This window comes from Streptomyces sp. NPDC093071, assembly GCF_044754545.1.
GTDB lineage: Bacteria > Actinomycetota > Actinomycetes > Streptomycetales > Streptomycetaceae > Streptomyces.
In genome coordinates this window covers 610,815-628,896 of sequence record NZ_JBIVPH010000003.1, presented here as the reverse complement: position 1 = coordinate 628,896, position 18,082 = coordinate 610,815, and the positions used below count along the sequence as shown (strand labels likewise).

Here is an 18,082-nt window from a genome sequence, read left to right as displayed (position 1 = left end):
TGAAATCATGGGATCTACGCGCGTCGTGACCCTTCCGCGCCGGATATTCCGTCGTGGCAAGCGCTGTCGGCACGTGCGCAGACCAGCCGCGGGTAGGCCCCGACGCCTATCGCGGCGAAGTTGCCGAGGCTCACCGTGCCCGGCGCGAAATAGCCGCTGTGCCCGGCGGCCCCGCCCGCCGAGAGCAGCCGCGCGCCGAACTCGGGCGCCACCGGGTCCGCTCCGTGCCCGAGCCCGCCCACCTCCAGGTGCGGCACGTCGGCGATCCAGTCGTCCGCGTCCCGCATCGCCCAGATCCGGGCCGGGGTGGCGAGGTCGGCGGCCCGTTCCACCCGCATCCCGGGGCTTCCGGAGACGGCCACGTCCGTCACGCGGGCGGGCAGCCGGGGCGCGGCGACCCCGCAGAGCACGGAGCCGTAGCTGTGGCAGAAGAGCGCCACCCGGGAGTCGCCGGGGAGCGATTCGGCCAGTCCGACGAGCCGTGCGGCGCCGGATTCGGCGAGCCGGCCGGTCAGCGCGTCGATGCCGATCCCGGCGGGCGCGGTGTAGTCGGCCCAGGCGATCACCGCGACCCGGGCGCCGGGCGCGGCCCGCCGCTCGGCGTCGTAGAGGGCCCGCGCCATGCCGGCGGGAGCCCCGTAGCGGCCGTGGGTCCGCTGGAAGGTGAGGAGGTTGGTGTCGACGCCGGGCACGACCACCGAGACGCGCCGGGCCCGCTCCAGGTCCCCGAGGACCTCGGCGGCCCGCCCCGTCCCCGTCGGGTCGAACGCGAGGATCCGGCGGCCCGGCCGCAGCAGCGAGGCGAAGCGGTCGATCCGGCGCTGCGCCTCGTGGCGGCCCTCGGGGGAGAGCCGGGGGTCGTGGACCCGGCCGCGCTCGGCGTCGTACGCGCGGGTGAGCGTGATCCGGTTGGCGCGGTAGCGGAGGGCGACCGGGGCGCCGTTGAGGTTCCCGACGACGAACGGGTGCCGGGCGGCGAGCCGCGCCCCGTCCGCCGGGCCGATCCCGGCGAAGAACGCCGCGACGGTACGGGGCGGGGCCGCCGGTCCGGGCAGCGGCCGGCCGCCGACGCGCTCGCCCGCCCAGGCCGCGAGCGCGGCCTCCCGCGAGGGCCCCGGCGGAGGCTGGTGCCGGACCGTGGTCCACCCGGTGGTCGCCAGGAGCACGAGCACGACGACGAGCGCGAGCAGCGCACGCGCGGCGAGGGGCGCGGACGCGCCGTCGACAGGGGTCACGGGCCGCCACCCTACGGGGCGGTGGCCCGGGTTCCGTACCAGGTGGGACGCAGGTCACGCCTTCGCGTGATGCGCGGTGCGGGGGGTTCGACGGGAGACGAGGGGAGGTCCCGGCGGGCCCCTGGGACGCAGCTCCGGCTGGAGGTTCCGGGGCCCGGGGGCGACCCGGCGGGTAGCCCGGAGGCGGCTCCGGTGACCACGGGGGATGGGATCCCGGGGGTGGACCCGACGAGAGGTTCCGGGCCCCGAGGCCGCAGGGACGAGGCTTGTGGGCGGGCTTCCGTGGGCGGTCCCGGCAGGGGACCGGGGGCGGTTCCGGAGGGCCTGGCAGGCGATCCCGGCAGGGGCCCGGAGGCCACGGGAGACCCGGGACCCCGAGGGCGCCCCGTCCCCTAGGCCGCGCCCCCGCCCCCGCCCCGCCAGTGCGGGGCCAGGGCCGGGCCGAGGTGGTCGAGGTAGTCCTCGGTGAGCGCGCGGATGGCCTCCAGGCTCTGGTCCGTGCCCCGGCCCCACATCTGCCCGGTCACCCGCATCACCCCGCTGAACGCGGCCACCGCGATCCGGGGCCGCGGGTCCTCGTCCACGTCGACGCCCTCGCGCTCGGCGATGATCCGGGCGATCGTCTCCTCCATCTCGGTGGAGCGGCGCAGATGCACGGCGAGCAGCGCGGGCGTCGACTCGATCAGCTGGAAGGTGCGCAGGTAAAGGCCGACCGGGACGACCTCGGTGATGGCCTCGCCGATCGTGTCCCAGGAGGAGAGGACGGCGTTGCGCAGCGCGTCCAGGGGCCCCTCGGCCGGGGGCCGCTGCCCGAGGGAGCGGACGAAGCGCTCCTCCACCATCTGCTGGACGGCGAAGGCGACCTCCTCCTTGGAGGAGAAGTACCGGAAGAAGGTGCGCTGGGAGACCTCGACGGCCTCGACGATCTCGTCGACCGTGGTCCGCTCGTACCCCTGGGCGGTGAAGAGCTCCAGGGCCACCCGGATCAGCGCGTCACGCGTCCGCTGCTTCTTCCGCTCGCGCAGACCGGGCAGGGTCACCTCGGAGTCCTCTTCTCAGCCGTTTTCTCTTCGGGCGTTTTACGGGAGTTTTCACTCCATTTGGTCCAGCTCAGGGTACCTGTGAGCTACGTGACAGTTACCGACGCGTGAATCGCTTTGTCAATTGTCAGCGACTGTCACTAGCCTCCGGGTATGACTAGTCAGACCACCGTGGAAAAGGCCCCGCAGGGCCAGGGGGGCACCCCGGGACCCGTACCGGGTCCGGCGAAGGGACTGCGCGGCCATCCCTGGCTGACCCTGTTCGCCGTGGCCGTGGGCGTGATGATGGTCGCGCTCGACGGCACGATCGTCGCGATCGCCAACCCCGCCATCAAGGCCGACCTCGACGCCACGCTCGCCCAGGTCCAGTGGATCACCAACGGCTACCTGCTCGCGCTCGCCGTCGCCCTGATCACCGCCGGCAAGCTCGGTGACCGCTTCGGCCACCGCCAGACCTTCATCATCGGCATCGCGGGCTTCGCCGCCGCCTCCGGCGCGATCGGCCTCTCCGACTCCATCGGGGCCGTGATCGCCTTCCGCATCCTCCAGGGCCTCTTCGGCGCCCTGCTGATGCCGGCCGCCCTCGGCCTGCTGCGCGCCACCTTCCCCGCCGAGAAGCTGAACATGGCCATCGGCATCTGGGGCATGGTCATCGGCGCCTCGACGGCCGGCGGCCCGATCGTCGGCGGCCTGCTCGTCGAGCACGTCAGCTGGCAGTCCGTCTTCTTCATCAACGTGCCGGTCGGCGTCCTCGCGCTCGTCCTCGGCCTGGTGATCCTCAAGGACCACCGGGCGGAGAACGCGCCGCGCTCCTTCGACGTCCTCGGCATCCTGCTGCTCTCCGGCGCCATGGGCACCCTGGTCTGGGGCCTCATCAAGGCCGGCGAGTCCTGGGGCTGGGGCGGCGGCAAGACGTGGGCCTGCCTGCTCGGCGCGGTGCTCCTCTTCGTGCTCTTCGCCGTCTGGGAGACCAAGGTCAAGGAGCCGCTCGTCCCGCTGGGCATGTTCCGCTCCGTGCCGCTCTCGGCCGGCGTGGTCCTGATGGTCCTGATGGCCTTCGCCTTCATGGGCGGCCTGTTCTTCGTGACCTTCTACCTCCAGGGCGTGCAGGGGCTCAGCCCGGTCGACAGCGGTCTGCACCTGCTGCCGCTGACCGCGATGATGATCGTCTCCTCGCCGCTGGCCGGCGCGCTGATCACCAAGTTCGGCCCGCGCGTGCCGCTCGTCGGCGGCATGGTCTGCACGGCCGTCGCGATGTTCGGCATGATCACGCTCTCCGCCGGCACCGGCACCCTCGCCATGTCCCTCTGGTTCGCCCTCCTCGGCCTGGGCCTCGCCCCGGTCATGGTCGGCGCCACCGAGGTCATCGTCGGCAACGCGCCGCTGGAGCTCTCCGGCGTGGCCGGCGGTCTGCAGCAGGCCGCCATGCAGGTCGGCGGCGCGCTCGGCACGGCGGTCCTCGGCGCCGTCATGTCCTCCAAGGTGTCGGCCGTCTTCGAGGAGAACTGGAAGGCGGCCGGCATCCCGGCCCCGCCCAACCCGCAGCTGGAGCAGGCCGCCGAGTTCGGCATGGTCCCGCCGGAGCTGGCCAAGGCGCCGGGGATGACCCCGGACCTCGTCCAGACGATCACCGGCGTCATCCACGACACCTTCCTGGACGGCATGGGCCTGGCCTTCACCGTCGCCGGTGTCGTCGCGGTCGTCGCGGCGGTCGTCGCCCTGCTGACCAAGCGCGGTGAGAACGCCGAGGCGGGCATGGGCGGCGCCCACATCTGACCTGCGGGTTCTCTTCTCGCGCGTGTCTTTCGTACGGCCCCTGCCGGACTCGGTCCGGCAGGGGCCGTCGCCCGTTCGGGTGAAGAAGCTTTGGCCCCCTTCTCAACAGGCGGTGACCTCCGGCAGGGTTCTCGTGACAGAGAGTGACGAAACCGGGGGTTGAGAACCTTGAGTGACCTGCGTACGAAGCGACTGCTGACGACCGCCGTCCTGGCGGTCCTGCTCCTCACCGCCCTGCCGGGCGCGGCGACCGCCACGGCGACCGGCGGACCGACCGGCGGACCGACCGGCGGACCGACCGGCGGACCGACCGGCGGACCGACCGGCAAGGCCGCCGCCGGGCCCACGGCCGGGGCCGCCGCCCCGAGGACGAAGCTCGGCCCCTGCGGTCCCGGCCGGCTCTGCCTCTGGTCCAAGCCCGACTTCAAGGGCAGGGTCCAGACCCACGAGCTGGCCACGACCGACGTCGACAGCTGCGTCGCCCTGCCGGCCGGCACCTCGGCCCAGTCCCTCGCGAACCGCACCGGGCGGCCGGTCACCACCTACCAGTCCGCCGAGTGCGCGGAGACGGGCGAGTTCGACACCTACCCGGGGAAGGGGACCTGGGTGCCGCAGTCGCCCCACGAGATCAGAGCGTTCAAGATCTGGGAGCGGTAGGAGCGGGCCCCGGGAAACGCCGAGGGGCGGCGGAACCACCGGTCCCACCGCCCCTCGACTCCCCTCACGGGGTACGGCCCTCGGCTCCCCTCACGGGGTACGGGCTCACACGCCCTACGGGGTACGGCTCACGCGTCGCCGCCCGCCGCGCCCGGGTCCGCCGCCGCCACGTCGAGCAGCTGGTAGCGGTCCACGGCCTGCTTCAGGACCGACCGCTCGACCTTGCCCTCGCGGGCCAGCTCGGTCAGCACGGCGAGGACGATCGACTGGGCGTCGATGTGGAAGTAGCGACGGGCCGCGCCGCGCGTGTCCGCGAAGCCGAAGCCGTCCGCGCCCAGCGAGGTGTACGTGCCGGGGACCCAGCGGGAGATCTGGTCCGGCACCGCCCGCATCCAGTCCGAGACCGCCACGAACGGGCCCTCGGAGCCCTGGAGCTTGCGCGTCACGTACGGGACGCGCTGCTCCTCGTCCGGGTGGAGCAGGTTGTGCTCCTCGACGGCCACGGCCTCGCGGCGCAGCTCGGTCCAGGAGGTGGCGGACCAGACGTCGGCCCGCACGTTCCACTCCTCGGCGAGGATCCGCTGCGCCTCGATCGCCCACGGCACGCCGACGCCGGAGGCCAGGATCTGTGCGGGGATCGTGCCCGACTCGGCCGGCTTGAGGCGGTGGATGCCCTGGAGGATGCCCTCCACGTCCACGCCCTCCGGCTCGGCCGGGTGCTGGATCGGCTCGTTGTAGACGGTCAGGTAGTAGAAGACGTCCTCGGCCTCGGGGCCGTACATCCGGCGCAGGCCGTCCTTGACGATGTGCGCGATCTCGAAGCCGAACGCCGGGTCGTAGGCGATGCAGGAGGGGTTCGTGGAAGCGAGGAGGTGGGAGTGTCCGTCCGCGTGCTGGAGACCCTCGCCGGTCAGCGTCGTGCGGCCGGCGGTGGCGCCGAGGACGAAGCCGCGCGCCAGCTGGTCGGCCATCTGCCAGAACTGGTCGCCGGTCCGCTGGAAGCCGAACATCGAGTAGAAGACGTACACCGGGATCAGCGGCTCGCCGTGCGTGGCGTACGCGGAGCCGGCGGCGATCAGCGAGGCCGTGCAGCCGGCCTCGGAGATGCCGTCGTGCAGCATCTGGCCGGTCGGCGACTCCTTGTAGGCGAGGAGGAGTTCGCGGTCCACCGCCTCGTACTGCTGGCCCAGCGGGTTGTAGATCTTGGCGCTCGGGAAGAACGCGTCCATGCCGAAGGTGCGGTACTCGTCGGGGGCGATCAGCACGAAGCGCTTGCCGATCTCCTTGTCCCGCATGAGGTCCTTCAGGATGCGGACGAAGGCCATGGTGGTGGCGATCGACTGCTGGCCCGAGCCCTTCTTGGCCGCCGCGTAGGCCTTGTCGTCGGGCAGCTCCAGCGGCCGCGCCCGCACGACCCGGGTCGGCACGTACCCGCCGAGCGCCTTGCGGCGGTCGTGCATGTACTGGATCTCCTCGGAGTCCCGGCCCGGGTGGTAGTACGGGGGCAGGCCCTCCTCCAGCTGCTTGTCCGTGACCGGGATGTGCAGCCGGTCGCGGAAGCGCTTGAGGTCGTCGACCGTCAGCTTCTTCATCTGGTGGGTCGCGTTGCGGCCCTCGAAGTTCGGGCCGAGCGTCCAGCCCTTGACGGTCTGCGCGAGGATCACGGTCGGCTGGCCGGCGTGGGCCTTCGCCGCCGCGTAGGCCGCGTAGATCTTCCGGTGGTCGTGGCCGCCGCGGCCCAGGTGCAGGACCTGCTGGTCCGACATGCCCTCGACCATGGCCCGCAGCCGGTGGTCGTCGCCGAAGAAGTGGTCCCGGATGTAGCCGCCGGTCTCCGTGGCGTACGTCTGGAACTGGCCGTCCGGGGTGGTGTTCAGCTTGTTCACCAGGACGCCGTCCCGGTCCTGCGCGAGCAGCGGGTCCCAGGAGCGGTCCCAGATCAGCTTGATGACGTTCCAGCCGTTGCCCCGGAAGATCGACTCCAGCTCCTGGATGATCTTGCCGTTGCCGCGCACCGGGCCGTCGAGCCGCTGGAGGTTGCAGTTGACGACGAAGGTGAGGTTGTCCAGGCCCTCGCGGGCCGCGATGGACAGCTGGCCGAGGGACTCAACCTCGTCCATCTCGCCGTCGCCGAGGAACGCCCAGACGTGCGACTTGGAGGTGTCGGCGATGCCGCGCGCCTCCATGTAGCGGTTCATCCGGGCCTGATAGATCGCGCCGAGCGGGCCGAGGCCCATCGACACCGTCGGGAACTCCCAGAAGTCCGGCATCAGCCGCGGGTGCGGGTAGGAGGAGAGACCGTTGGGGAACTTCGACTTCTCCTGGCGGAAGCCGTCGAGCTGGGCCTCGTTCAGCCGGTCCAGCAGATACGCGCGGGCGTAGATGCCGGGGGAGGCGTGGCCCTGGAAGAAGATCTGGTCGCCGCCGTCGCCCTCGTCCTTGCCGCGGAAGAAGTGGTTGAAGCCGACGTCGTAGAGGGAGGCCGAGGAGGCGAAGGTCGCGATGTGGCCGCCGACGCCGATGCCCGGGCGCTGGGCGCGCGAGACCATCACGGCCGCGTTCCACCGGGTGGCGTTGAGGACCTTGCGCTCGATCTCCTCGTTCCCCGGGAAGAAGGGCTCGTCCCTGGTGGCGATGGTGTTGACGTAGTCCGAGCTGCGCATCTCGGGCACGGCCACGCGCTTCTCGCGGGCGCGCTCGATCAGGCGGAGCATGAGGTAGCGGGCCCGTTCCCGGCCCCGCTCGTCGACGGCCGCGTCGAGGGAGTCGAGCCATTCCTGGGTCTCTTCCGGATCGAAGTCCGGGACCTGGCTGGGAAGGCCGCCAATGATGATCGGGTTGCGATCGGATCCGGGAGCCACGCTCTTCCTTCGCTGTTCGGGGTGGTCACGGGGCCACGGTGTGGTCGGGATCTCCATCGTGTACCCCGCCGACACCGGACGTCATCTTTACCGAGGGGTAACCCCCGGGGCGTCCTCCAGGTGCCAGGTGTGGTCAAATCGCAACCTTACGCCCAACCCGCACATGCGTTTCGTCCGGCCGTTCGGCAGACTGAAGAGTCAGACGTCGTCGAAAGCGGACGAATCACTCGCACCCGATCGCGGAGGGGGTCCGACAGTGCCGGAAGTTGCGGCGAGACGGCCCCAAACGTCACCGTTTCGGCGGTCTCCGGGGCCGGGTACTTGCGCGATCCGCCCCGGCACGTGTGGACTACGGCCAGCGCCGCGCGCACACGCGCGGCCCACAGCATTTTCCGAATGAGCAGGAGGCAAGCCGTGAGCGCGACCGCGGACCACGCGGAGGAGCGGACCAACCCGGCATCCAGGCTGGGGTTCGAGCCCGGACAGGTGGTCCAGGAGATCGGCTACGACGAAGACGTCGACCAGGATCTCCGTGAAGGCATCGAGTCCATCATCGGGGCCGAGCTCGTGGACGAGGACTACGACGACGTCGCCGACGGCGTCGTCCTGTGGTTCCGCGACGAGGACGGTGATCTCACCGACGCACTGGTGGACGCCATCAGTCTTCTGGAGGACGGCGGCGTGATCTGGCTGCTGACGCCGAAGACCGGCCGCGACGGCTACATCGAGCCGAGCGACATCAACGATGCCGCGCAGACCGCTGGTCTCTCCCAGACCAAGAGCATCGTCGTCGCCAAGGACTGGGCGGGCACCCGCCTGGCGACCCCGAAGCGCTGAACCACCCCGTACGTGGAGGCCCCCGCCGGACCCGGTCCGGCGGGGGCCTTCGCGCACGGGCGTAGGGTGGGTTTCACCGTTTCGGCCCAGGGCCCGGGTTCCGTCGGCCCGGGGCCGGGCCCCGTCGAGAGGGACGCGCACGCGATGGCGATCGAGGTCGGCACCGAGGCCCCGGATTTCGAGCTCAAGGACAACCACGGGCGCACCGTCCGGCTCGCCGGCTTCCGCGGCGAGAAGAACGTCCTGCTGTTCTTCTACCCCTTCGCCTTCACCGGCGTCTGCACCGGCGAGCTGCGCGAGCTCCGCGCCCACCTCCCGGCGTTCGTCAACGACGACACCCAGCTCCTCGCCGTCTCCGCCGACTCCGTCCCCACCCTGCGCGTCTTCGGCGACCAAGAGGACCTGGAGTTCCCGCTGCTCTCCGACTTCTGGCCGCACGGCGAGGTCTCCCGGGCCTACGGCGTCTTCGACGAGGAGAAGGGCTGCGCGGTGCGCGGCACCTTCGTCGTCGACAAGGCGGGGACCGTCCGCTGGAGCGTCGTCAACGCCCTGCCGGACGCCCGCGACACCGCCGCCTACGTGAAGGCGCTGGAGGCCCTCTGAGGGGGTTCCGGGAGGCCCCGGGGCCGACACCCCCGGATTCACCGGGCGAATCGACTGTTTCGACCGGGAACCCGTCACTAGGATCCAGACGTTGATCCGATGCCAACGCACGACTGGGGGCGCTGCCCCTGGAAACCTATGGAGGGACTCGTGGGAGTCAGCCTCAGCAAGGGCGGCAACGTCTCGCTGACCAAGGAGGCCCCTGGCCTCACCGCCGTGACCGTCGGTCTGGGCTGGGACGTCCGCACCACCACCGGTACGGACTTCGACCTCGACGCCAGCGCCATCCTGGTGAGCGAGGAGGGCAAGGTCCGCAACGACCAGGACTTCGTCTTCTTCAACAACCTGAAGAGCGCCGACGGCTCCGTCGAGCACACCGGTGACAACCTCACCGGCGAGGGCGAGGGCGACGACGAGCAGGTCAAGGTCAACCTGGCGGGCGTGCCGGCCGACGTGGCCAAGATCGTCTTCCCGGTCTCGATCTACGACGCCGAGAACCGCCAGCAGTCCTTCGGCCAGGTGCGCAACGCGTTCATCCGCGTCGTGAACCAGGCCGGAGGCGCCGAGATCGCCCGGTACGACCTCTCCGAGGACGCCTCGACCGAGACCGCCATGGTCTTCGGCGAGCTGTACCGCCACGGCGCGGAGTGGAAGTTCCGCGCCGTCGGCCAGGGCTACGCCTCGGGCCTGCGCGGCATCGCGCAGGACTTCGGCGTCAACGTCTGAGCCGAACCGCACGAACCGTCCGGCGCCGCACTCGGAAGTGCGGCGCCGGACGTGCCTCATCATCCACCGGGGAGGAACAGAATCATGGGCGTCACGCTCGCCAAGGGAGGCAACGTCTCCCTCTCCAAGGCCGCACCCAACCTCACCCAGGTCCTCGTCGGGCTCGGCTGGGACGCGCGCTCCACCACCGGAGCCCCCTTCGACCTCGACGCCAGCGCCCTGCTCTGCCAGGCCGGCCGGGTGCTCGGGGACGAGTACTTCGTCTTCTACAACCAGCTCCGCAGCCCCGAGGGCTCCGTCGAGCACACCGGTGACAACCTCACCGGCGAGGGCGACGGGGACGACGAGTCCCTGATCGTGGACCTCGGCAAGGTGCCGGCCCACTGCGACAAGATCGTCTTCCCGGTCTCGATCCACGACGCCGACAACCGCGGCCAGAGCTTCGGCCAGGTCAGCAATGCCTTCATCCGGGTCGTCAACCAGACGGACGGTCAGGAACTCGCCCGCTACGACCTCTCCGAGGACGCCTCCACCGAAACCGCGATGATCTTCGGCGAGCTCTACCGCTACAACGGCGAATGGAAGTTCAGGGCGGTCGGTCAGGGGTACGCGTCCGGGCTGCGGGGCATCGCTCTAGACTTCGGGGTCAACGTTTCGTAAAGCCATGTAATTTCACGATGGGGTAGACAGTGGTTCTGAAAACCTTCGGCTGGTCGTTCGCCATCACGGCGCTCGGCCTGGCCTTCGCCGCTTGGCAGTGGGGGTGGGAGGCGTTCGGGGTCGTTCTGATCCTGTCGATCCTCGAGATCTCGCTGTCCTTCGACAACGCGGTCGTCAACGCCGGAATCCTGAAGAAGATGAACGCCTTCTGGCAGAAGATCTTCCTCACCATCGGCATCCTGATCGCGGTCTTCGGCATGCGGCTGGTCTTCCCCGTCGCGATCGTCGCCATCAGCGCCAAGGTCGGCCCGATCGAGGCCGTCCAGCTCGCCCTGGACGAGCCCGAGCGGTACGAGGCCCTGGTCACGGACGCCCACCCGGCGATCGCCGCCTTCGGCGGCATGTTCCTGTTGATGATCTTCCTCGACTTCATCTTCGAGGACCGGGACCACAAGTGGCTCGCCTGGCTGGAGCGCCCGCTGGCCAAGCTCGGCAAGGTCGACATGCTGTCGGTCTGCGTCGCGCTGATCGTCCTGCTCGTCACCGCGATGACCTTCGCGACGCACGCGCACACCAGCGTCGGCCACGTGGACAAGTCCACGACCGTGCTGCTCTCCGGCGTCGCCGGTCTGATCACCTACCTCATCGTCGGCGGCCTCTCGGGCTTCTTCGAGAACAAGCTGGAGGAAGAGGAGGAGCGCGAGCACGAGGAGGAGGAGAAGGCCAAGGCCGCGGGCAAGCCCGTCTCGGCGGTCGGCCTCGCCGGAAAGGCCGCGTTCTTCCTGTTCCTGTACCTGGAAGTGCTCGACGCCTCGTTCTCCTTCGACGGCGTCATCGGCGCCTTCGCCATCACCAACCACATCTTCTGGATGGCGCTCGGCCTCGGCATCGGCGCCATGTACGTCCGTTCGCTCACGGTCTACCTCGTCCGCGAGGGCACCCTGGACGACTACGTCTACCTGGAGCACGGCGCGCACTACGCGATCGGCGCGCTCGCCTTCATCCTGCTCGTCACCATCCAGCACGAGATCAGCGAGCTCATCACCGGCTCCATCGGCGTCGTCCTGATCGCGCTGTCCTTCTGGTCGTCCGTCCGCCGAAACAGGGCGCTCGCGGCGGCCGAGGGCGGCTCCTCGGGAGACAAGACAGAGGTGACGTCGGGGGTGTGACACCCCCGACAATGAGGAACGCTTCACTGCGGGGCGGCCGGAGCACCCGGCCGCCCCGCGGGCATGTGCGGACGCAGACGAGCGGTGGGGGTGGGGGCGGCATGGCCTTCTGGGACAACCTGTTCGCGGGGAGGACGGCGCAGTTCGACTCGGGCAACGCCGTGTCGAACGCGATCGACCTGACGAAACGACGCCCGTCCGTCTCGCTCAGCAAACAGGGGGCCGCCACCGGCAACCTGCGGGTGAACCTCTCCTGGCGGATGCGGACCTCCGACATCGAGGGCCGCTCCCGCCAGAGCGGCCGGCTGCTGCGCAACCCCTCCCAGCTCTTCAAGCCGGAGGTCGTCCAGGCCCACACCCAGGGCATGGTCAACGTCGACCTCGACCTGGGCTGCCTCTACGAGCTCGCCGACGGCTCCAAGGGCGTGGTGCAGCCGCTGGGCAACTTCTTCGGCGACCTGAACGCGGCGCCGTACGTGAAGCTGAGCGGGGACGACCGCTTCGGCGGCTCCTCCGGGGAGACGATCTTCGTCAATCTGGACCAGCGCGACGCGATCAAGCGGCTGCTGTTCTTCGTCTACATCTACGACCAGACGCCGGCCTTCGACCGCACCCACGCCAAGGTCACGCTCTACCCGAGCAACGGCCCCCGGATCGAGATCGAACTCGACGAGCGCGCCCCGCAGGCCCGCTCCTGCGCGGTCTTCTCCCTGGAGAACGTCAAAGGCGACCTGACGGTCCGGCGCGAGGTGCGGTTCGTGTACGGCTTCCAGGCGGAGCTGGACCGGCTGTACGGCTGGGGGCTCCAGTGGGGCCGCGGCTACAAGACCAAGACGTAGCCGGCGGCCCGGCCGGTGCGCTCAGGACCTGACGAACTGGGGACCCATCGGAGGCATCCGGAAGTCCGGGGCCGGGTTCTGCTCCGGGGCGCCCACCGGCTGCGGATAGCCGTACGCGGGGGCCGGGCCGTTCGCGGGCTGCTGGGGGTAGCCGTAGGCGGGCGCCCGGTCCGGCCGCGGCGGCACCGCGGGCTGCGGCGGCACGGGAGGGTGGAGCACGGTCGCGTCGGGGTCGGCCGCGGCCGTGCCGTGGGCCGGGGAGCCCTCCGGGGCCGTCGCGGACCCGGGGCCTCCGGGAAGGCCGTCGTGGCCCTCCTGGGCGCCTTCCTGGGCGTCCTCGTCGACCGAGATGCCGAAGTCGGTGGCGAGGCCGACGAGGCCCGTCGGATAGCCCTGCCCCACCGCGCGGAACTTCCAGCCGTCCCCGCGCCGGTACAGCTCGCCGCAGATGACCGCCGTCTCCTCGCCGGTCTCCGCCGTCACCTCGAACAGGGCCAGCGGCTCGCGCTCCGGCCCGGCGGCGTCGTACAGCAGGATCCGCAGGTCGGAGACCGAGCGGAAGGTGCCTCCGTCGGAGGAGGCCGCGACCACCACCCGGTCGACCGAGGCGTCGAGACCGCCGAGGTCGGCCTCGACGGTGTCCGTCAGGCCCCCGGCGTCCCGCTTCTTCGGCAGCCGCCGCACCAGCCCCGAGGGGTGGCGCGGCTGGTTGTAGAAGACGAAGTCCTCGTCGGACCGCACGCGCCCGGAGGGCCCGAGCAGCAGGGCCGAGGCGTCCACGTCGGGGACCCCGGGGCCCGGGGTCCAGCGGAGCACGGCCCGTACGGCCGCGGTGTCGAGAGGGACGTTGGAGCCCTTCAGCATCGCGTGCGTCATGACCGCAATCCTGCCCTCCCGGCCGACCCGCGGACAACGCGGGGGCGGTACCGAGACCGGGACGAGACCGACGGACGCGGACGGGTTACCTGAATTTCATACGCTGGGGGAACCGAGGACACTCGCGTCTACGTACTATTACCGGCCACGTGTCGCCGGGACACAGAGAGGCAGACGGGATATTCATATGCGTCATTTCGGGCACATCCCGTCCGCGAAGCGGGCCGGGCTGTTCCACCGGGAGCCGGCCGAGTTCACGGCCGACTCGCCCGCGCACACGCTCGCCACGGCCCTGGGCGCCACGCTCTACAGCCCCGCCACCCGGCCGCGGCTCGCCGACGCCGTGCGCAAGCAGGCCGCCCGCGGCGTGGTCTCCATGGTGCTCTGCCTGGAGGACTCCATCGGGGACGCCGACGTCGAGGCCGGCGAGGACAACCTCGTCCGGGAGTTCGCGGACCTCGCCGCCGGCGGCACGGACGTGCCCCTGCTCTTCATCCGGGTGCGGGAACCCGGTCAGATCACCGACCTCACGAGTCGTCTCGGTGAAACGATTCGTCTGCTGTCCGGATTCGTATTGCCCAAATTCACCGAGAAGCGCGGCCGCGCCTTCCTCGAAGCGCTCGTCGAGGCCGAGCGGACGAGCGGCAGGCGCCTCTTCGCCATGCCCGTCCTGGAGTCCCCCGAGCTCCTCCACCTGGAGACCCGGGTCGAGACCCTCGCCGGCATCGCCGCGCTCACCGGCGAGTACCGCGACCACGTCCTCGCCCTGCGCCTCGGCGTCACCGACTTCTGCTCCGCCTACGGGCTCCGCCGCTCGCCCGAGATGACCGCGTACGACGTCAAGGTCGTCGCCCACGTCATCTCCGACGTCGTCAACGTCCTCGGCCGCGCCGACGGCACCGGCTTCACCATCACCGGACCCGTCTGGGAGTACTTCCGGCCCGGCGAGCGCATGTTCAAGCCCCAGCTGCGCCGCAGCCCCTTCCTGGAGGGCAGCGCCGAGGACCTGCGCACCGCCCTCATCGAGCACGACCTCGACGGCCTGCTGCGCGAGATCGAACTCGACCGGACCAACGGCCTGCTCGGCAAGACCTGCATCCACCCCACCCACGTGGTGCCGGTGCACGCCCTCTCCGTGGTCAGCCACGAGGAGTGGAGCGACGCCCAGGACATCCTGCGGCCCGAGCGGGGCGGCGGCGGGGTGCTCCGCTCCGCGTACACGAACAAGATGAACGAAGTGAAGCCGCACCGCGCGTGGGCCGAACGCATCCTGCTGCGCGCCGAGGTCTTCGGCGTCGCCAAGGAGGACGTCGGCTTCGTGGAGCTGCTCACCGCCGGACTGACCGGCTGACGAAGGGACGTCGACGACGTGGTGTGGACCGGAACGTGGGTCGCGGAGCGACTGGGCGTCGAACTGATCGGCGACGAGGAGCTGCCCGACCTGTTGGGCCTCGCACTGCGCCGCAACCCCAAGCGCGCGCACCTGCTCGTCTCCGGCGTGCTCGGCAAGCACGTGCCGCAGCGCCCCTCGGTGGTGTACGGCGCCGGCCTCGACCTCGGCCGGCGGGTGCGGGCGCTCCTCGGCGACGAGGAGGCCGCCCGCGCCGTCGTCCTCGGCTACGCGGAGACCGCCACCGCCCTGGGCCACGCCGTCGCCGACGGCCTCGCCCTCGCCCCGTACCTCCACTCCACCCGCCGCCCGGTGCCCGGCGTCGCCCGCGCGGGAGGCTTCGAGGAGTCCCACTCCCACGCCACCTCCCACCTGCTGCTCCCCGAGGACCCCGGGCTGCTCGCGGGCGACGGACCCCTGGTCCTGGTCGACGACGAGTTCTCCACCGGCAACACCGTCCTCAACACGATCGGGGACCTGCACGAGCGCTACCCGCGCGAGCGGTACGTCGTCGTCGCCCTCGTCGACATGCGCTCGCCCGCCGACCTCGGCCGCCTGGACGCCTTCGCGGAGAAGATAGGCGCCCGCATAGACCTGATCGCCCGCGCCGCCGGCACCGTACGCCTCCCGGACGGGGTCCTGGAGAAGGGCCGGGCGCTGGTGGCGGAGTACGAGACGGCCCCGGAACCGAAGACCGCGCCCCCGGCGCCCGGCGTCGTACGGGCCGCCCTCGACTGGCCCCGGGACCTCCCCGACGGCGGCCGCCACGGCTTCACCCCGGCCCACCGCGACCGCCTGGAGAAGACCCTGCCGTCCCTGGCGACGGGAGTGACGGAGGCGCTGGAGGCCTCCCGGGCCCCGGGAACCGGCACCGGAGCCCCCCGCGTCCTCGTCCTCGGTTGCGAAGAGCTGATGTACGCGCCGCTGCGCCTCGGCACCGCCCTGGAGGAGGCCGGGCACGACGTGCGGTACTCCACCACCACCCGCTCGCCGGTCCTGGCCGTCGACGACCCCGGCTACGCGATCCGCACCCGGCTCGTCTTCCCCGCCCACGACCACCCGGCCGACGGCCCCGGCGAGCGCTACGCCTACAACGTGGCCGGCGGCGGCTTCGACGCCGTCGTCCTCGTCGTCGACTCCACCGCCGACACCCCGGCCCTGCACGCCCCGGACGGCCTCCTGGCCCGGCTCGCGGAACACGTGCCGCACGTGGTGCTCGCGGTGATCCCCTCGTACGTGCCCGGAACCGCCGGGACCGCGCGAACCGTCGAGAACAGCGGAGCCAACGAAGACACCGCCGACGACACCCTCACCGAAGCTCCCGAAAGGAGCTCCATGCTGCCCGAGCCCCTCCGCGGCCCCGCCTTCTCCTCCTACGCGCCCGAAGAGGTCGGCTGGCTGCTCCAGGACCTCTCGGACGTCGAACTCGAAGCCCCCACCGAGGAGCGCGAGGAGGCCATCCAGAGCGGCGGCGCCCACTACGCGGAGTCGCTGCCCGTCGAGTACCAGCCCAGCGAGCGCTACCAGGAGCTCTTCCACGCCGCCCTGGAGAGCTCCGCCGCCCGGATCGCCCGCGCGGTCGGCACCGTCACCGAGACCGTCCTCGCCGAGCGCCCCGGCACCCCCGTCCTCGTCTCGCTCGCCCGCGCGGGCACCCCCGTCGGCGTCCTCATGCGCCGCTGGGCGCAGGCCCGCCACGGCCTCGACCTCCCGCACTACGCCGTCTCGATCGTGCGCGGCCGGGGCATCGACGCCAACGCGCTGCGCTGGCTCGCCGCCCACCACGACCCCGCCGACGTCGTCTTCGTCGACGGCTGGACCGGCAAGGGCGCCATCACCCGCGAACTCGCCGAGGCGCTCAAGGACTTCGACGGGTTCGACCCGGACATCGCGGTCCTCGCGGACCCCGGCTCCTGCGTCCGCACCTACGGCACGCGCGAGGACTTCCTCATCCCCTCCGCCTGCCTCAACTCCACGGTCTCCGGCCTGATCTCCCGCACCGTGCTCCGCCCCGACCTGGTCGGACCGGACGACTTCCACGGCGCCAAGTTCTACCGCGAGCTGGCCGGATCCGACGTCTCCGGCGCCTTCCTGGACGCCGTCGCCGCCCGCTTCGACGAGGTCGCCGCGACCGTCGACACGGACGTCAAGGAACTCCTGACCGCCGACCGCGCCCCCACCTGGGAGGGCTGGGCGGCCGTGGAGCGGATCAGCGAGGAGTACGGCATCCACGACGTCAACCTGGTCAAGCCGGGCGTCGGCGAGACCACCCGCGTCCTGCTCCGCCGCGTCCCCTGGAAGATCCTCGCCAAGCGCGGCGCCGACGCGGACCTCGCGCACGTGCGCCTGCTCGCCGAACAGCGCGGCGTCCCGGTCGAGGAGGTCGACGACCTCCCGTACAGCTGCGTGGGCCTGATCCACCCCAAGTACACCAGGGGCGCGACGGGCGCCGACGGCAAGGCGGTGGCGTCGCAGTGAGTACGACGACGGGCACGACCCCGGCCCCGGCACCCGCGTCCCCCCGGGCCCAGGCACAGACACAGGCCCAGATCCAGGCCCAGGCCCAGGCCCAGGATCCCGCCCCGGTCCGGACCTCGGCGCCGGTCCTGGTCGCGAGCGACCTCGACCGCACCCTGATCTACTCGTCCGCGGCCCTCGCCCTCGGAATGCCGGACGCGCTCGCGCCCCGGCTGCTCTGCGTCGAGGTCCACGAGTCGAAGCCGCTCTCCTACATGACCGAGGACGCGGCCGCCCTCCTGGCGCGACTGGCCGACGAGACCGTCTTCGTCCCCACCACGACGCGGACGCGCAAGCAGTACCAGCGCATCCAGCTCCCCGGCACCGCGCCGAAGTACGCGATCTGCGCCAACGGCGGGCACATCCTCGTCGACGGCGTCTCCGACCGGGACTGGCACGCCTCCGTCCTCGACCGGCTGGCCGGCGAGTGCGCCCCGCTCGCCGAGGTCCGCGCGTACCTCTCGGCCACCACGGACCAGACCTGGGTGCGCAAGCACCGGGTCGCCGAGGACCTGTTCACCTACCTGGTCATCGAGCGGGACCTGCTCCCCGAGGGCTGGCTGGAGCTCTTCGGCCACTGGGCGGGGGAGCGCGGCTGGACCGTCTCCCTCCAGGGCCGCAAGGTGTACGCGGTGCCGAAGCCGCTCACCAAGAGCGCGGCCGTCCGCGAGCTCGCCCGCCGCACCGGCGCCGCGCTCACCCTGGCCGCCGGGGACTCCCTGCTCGACGCCGACCTGCTGCTCGCCGCGGACCGGGCCTGGCGCCCGGGCCACGGCGAACTGGCCGACAGCGACTGGACCGCCCCCCACCTCGACGTCCTCGCGGAACGCGGGGTCGCGGCGGGGGAGGAGATCCTGCGCCGCTTCAGGGCTGCGGCAGCGGGCTGACGCCCGGCC

The 18,082-nt window shown here is 71.5% G+C and carries 15 protein-coding genes; 11 read left to right on the top strand and 4 right to left on the bottom strand.

Annotation, left to right across the window (positions count from 1 at the left end; genetic code table 11):
* Nucleotides 1-14: 14 nt before the first annotated feature.
* Complete coding sequence (locus ACIQD7_RS14185; protein ID WP_402441771.1) at nt 15-1,235, bottom strand: alpha/beta hydrolase; 1,221 nt, start codon at nt 1,233-1,235, stop codon at nt 15-17.
* A 392-nt stretch (nt 1,236-1,627) separates the two neighbouring features.
* On the bottom strand, nt 1,628-2,275 hold the full coding sequence (locus ACIQD7_RS14180) for a TetR/AcrR family transcriptional regulator (protein WP_121831114.1): 648 nt from the start codon (nt 2,273-2,275) through the stop codon (nt 1,628-1,630).
* A gap of 153 nt (nt 2,276-2,428) precedes the next feature.
* Here ACIQD7_RS14180 and ACIQD7_RS14175 point away from each other — a divergent pair, with 153 nt between their 5' ends.
* Nucleotides 2,429-4,051: a DHA2 family efflux MFS transporter permease subunit gene (locus ACIQD7_RS14175; protein ID WP_391165463.1), complete on the top strand. Its 1,623-nt coding sequence runs from the start codon at nt 2,429-2,431 to the stop codon at nt 4,049-4,051.
* Between the two features lie 177 nt (nt 4,052-4,228).
* Nucleotides 4,229-4,708 carry a peptidase inhibitor family I36 protein gene (locus ACIQD7_RS14170; protein WP_402442347.1) on the top strand — a complete coding sequence of 160 codons (480 nt, stop codon included), beginning with the start codon at nt 4,229-4,231 and terminating at the stop codon, nt 4,706-4,708.
* Nucleotides 4,709-4,836: 128 nt separating this feature from the next.
* On the opposite strand, the gene aceE is transcribed toward ACIQD7_RS14170, so the two are convergent.
* Nucleotides 4,837-7,569, bottom strand: coding sequence for a pyruvate dehydrogenase (acetyl-transferring), homodimeric type (gene aceE / locus ACIQD7_RS14165; RefSeq protein WP_121831116.1), 2,733 nt, complete (start codon nt 7,567-7,569; stop codon nt 4,837-4,839).
* Between the two features lie 414 nt (nt 7,570-7,983).
* Here aceE and ACIQD7_RS14160 point away from each other — a divergent pair, with 414 nt between their 5' ends.
* The 6 genes from ACIQD7_RS14160 to ACIQD7_RS14135 all read left to right on the top strand — a co-directional run bounded on the left by ACIQD7_RS14160 (nt 7,984) and on the right by ACIQD7_RS14135 (nt 12,403).
* Nucleotides 7,984-8,406 (top strand): DUF3052 domain-containing protein, encoded by a 423-nt coding sequence (locus ACIQD7_RS14160; RefSeq protein WP_121831117.1) that lies wholly within the window; start codon nt 7,984-7,986, stop codon nt 8,404-8,406.
* Nucleotides 8,407-8,550: 144 nt separating this feature from the next.
* Nucleotides 8,551-9,009 carry a peroxiredoxin gene (locus ACIQD7_RS14155; RefSeq protein ID WP_121831118.1) on the top strand — a complete coding sequence of 153 codons (459 nt, stop codon included), beginning with the start codon at nt 8,551-8,553 and terminating at the stop codon, nt 9,007-9,009.
* A gap of 150 nt (nt 9,010-9,159) precedes the next feature.
* A complete protein-coding gene (locus tag ACIQD7_RS14150; protein ID WP_030210761.1) occupies nt 9,160-9,735 on the top strand; it encodes a TerD family protein in 576 nt (191 codons plus the stop codon).
* An 84-nt stretch (nt 9,736-9,819) separates the two neighbouring features.
* Complete coding sequence (locus tag ACIQD7_RS14145) at nt 9,820-10,395, top strand: TerD family protein (RefSeq protein WP_121831119.1); 576 nt, start codon at nt 9,820-9,822, stop codon at nt 10,393-10,395.
* A 29-nt stretch (nt 10,396-10,424) separates the two neighbouring features.
* On the top strand, nt 10,425-11,564 hold the full coding sequence (locus ACIQD7_RS14140; RefSeq protein ID WP_402441770.1) for a DUF475 domain-containing protein: 1,140 nt from the start codon (nt 10,425-10,427) through the stop codon (nt 11,562-11,564).
* 101 nt (nt 11,565-11,665) lie between these two features.
* A complete protein-coding gene (locus tag ACIQD7_RS14135; RefSeq protein ID WP_121831121.1) occupies nt 11,666-12,403 on the top strand; it encodes a Tellurium resistance in 738 nt (245 codons plus the stop codon).
* Between the two features lie 21 nt (nt 12,404-12,424).
* On the opposite strand, the gene ACIQD7_RS14130 is transcribed toward ACIQD7_RS14135, so the two are convergent.
* Nucleotides 12,425-13,279 carry a TerD family protein gene (locus ACIQD7_RS14130; protein ID WP_402441769.1) on the bottom strand — a complete coding sequence of 285 codons (855 nt, stop codon included), beginning with the start codon at nt 13,277-13,279 and terminating at the stop codon, nt 12,425-12,427.
* A 187-nt stretch (nt 13,280-13,466) separates the two neighbouring features.
* Between ACIQD7_RS14130 and ACIQD7_RS14125 the strand changes: the two genes are divergently transcribed.
* The 3 genes from ACIQD7_RS14125 (at nt 13,467) to ACIQD7_RS14115 (ending at nt 18,073) form a co-directional block, all read left to right on the top strand.
* Complete coding sequence (locus ACIQD7_RS14125; RefSeq protein ID WP_402441768.1) at nt 13,467-14,630, top strand: HpcH/HpaI aldolase/citrate lyase family protein; 1,164 nt, start codon at nt 13,467-13,469, stop codon at nt 14,628-14,630.
* An 18-nt stretch (nt 14,631-14,648) separates the two neighbouring features.
* The gene (locus ACIQD7_RS14120; protein WP_402441767.1) at nt 14,649-17,147 is read left to right on the top strand and encodes a phosphoribosyltransferase; all 2,499 of its coding nucleotides are present in this window, start codon (nt 14,649-14,651) and stop codon (nt 17,145-17,147) included.
* 71 nt (nt 17,148-17,218) lie between these two features.
* The gene (locus ACIQD7_RS14115; protein WP_402442346.1) at nt 17,219-18,073 is read left to right on the top strand and encodes an HAD family hydrolase; all 855 of its coding nucleotides are present in this window, start codon (nt 17,219-17,221) and stop codon (nt 18,071-18,073) included.
* Nucleotides 18,074-18,082: the final 9 nt, after the last annotated feature.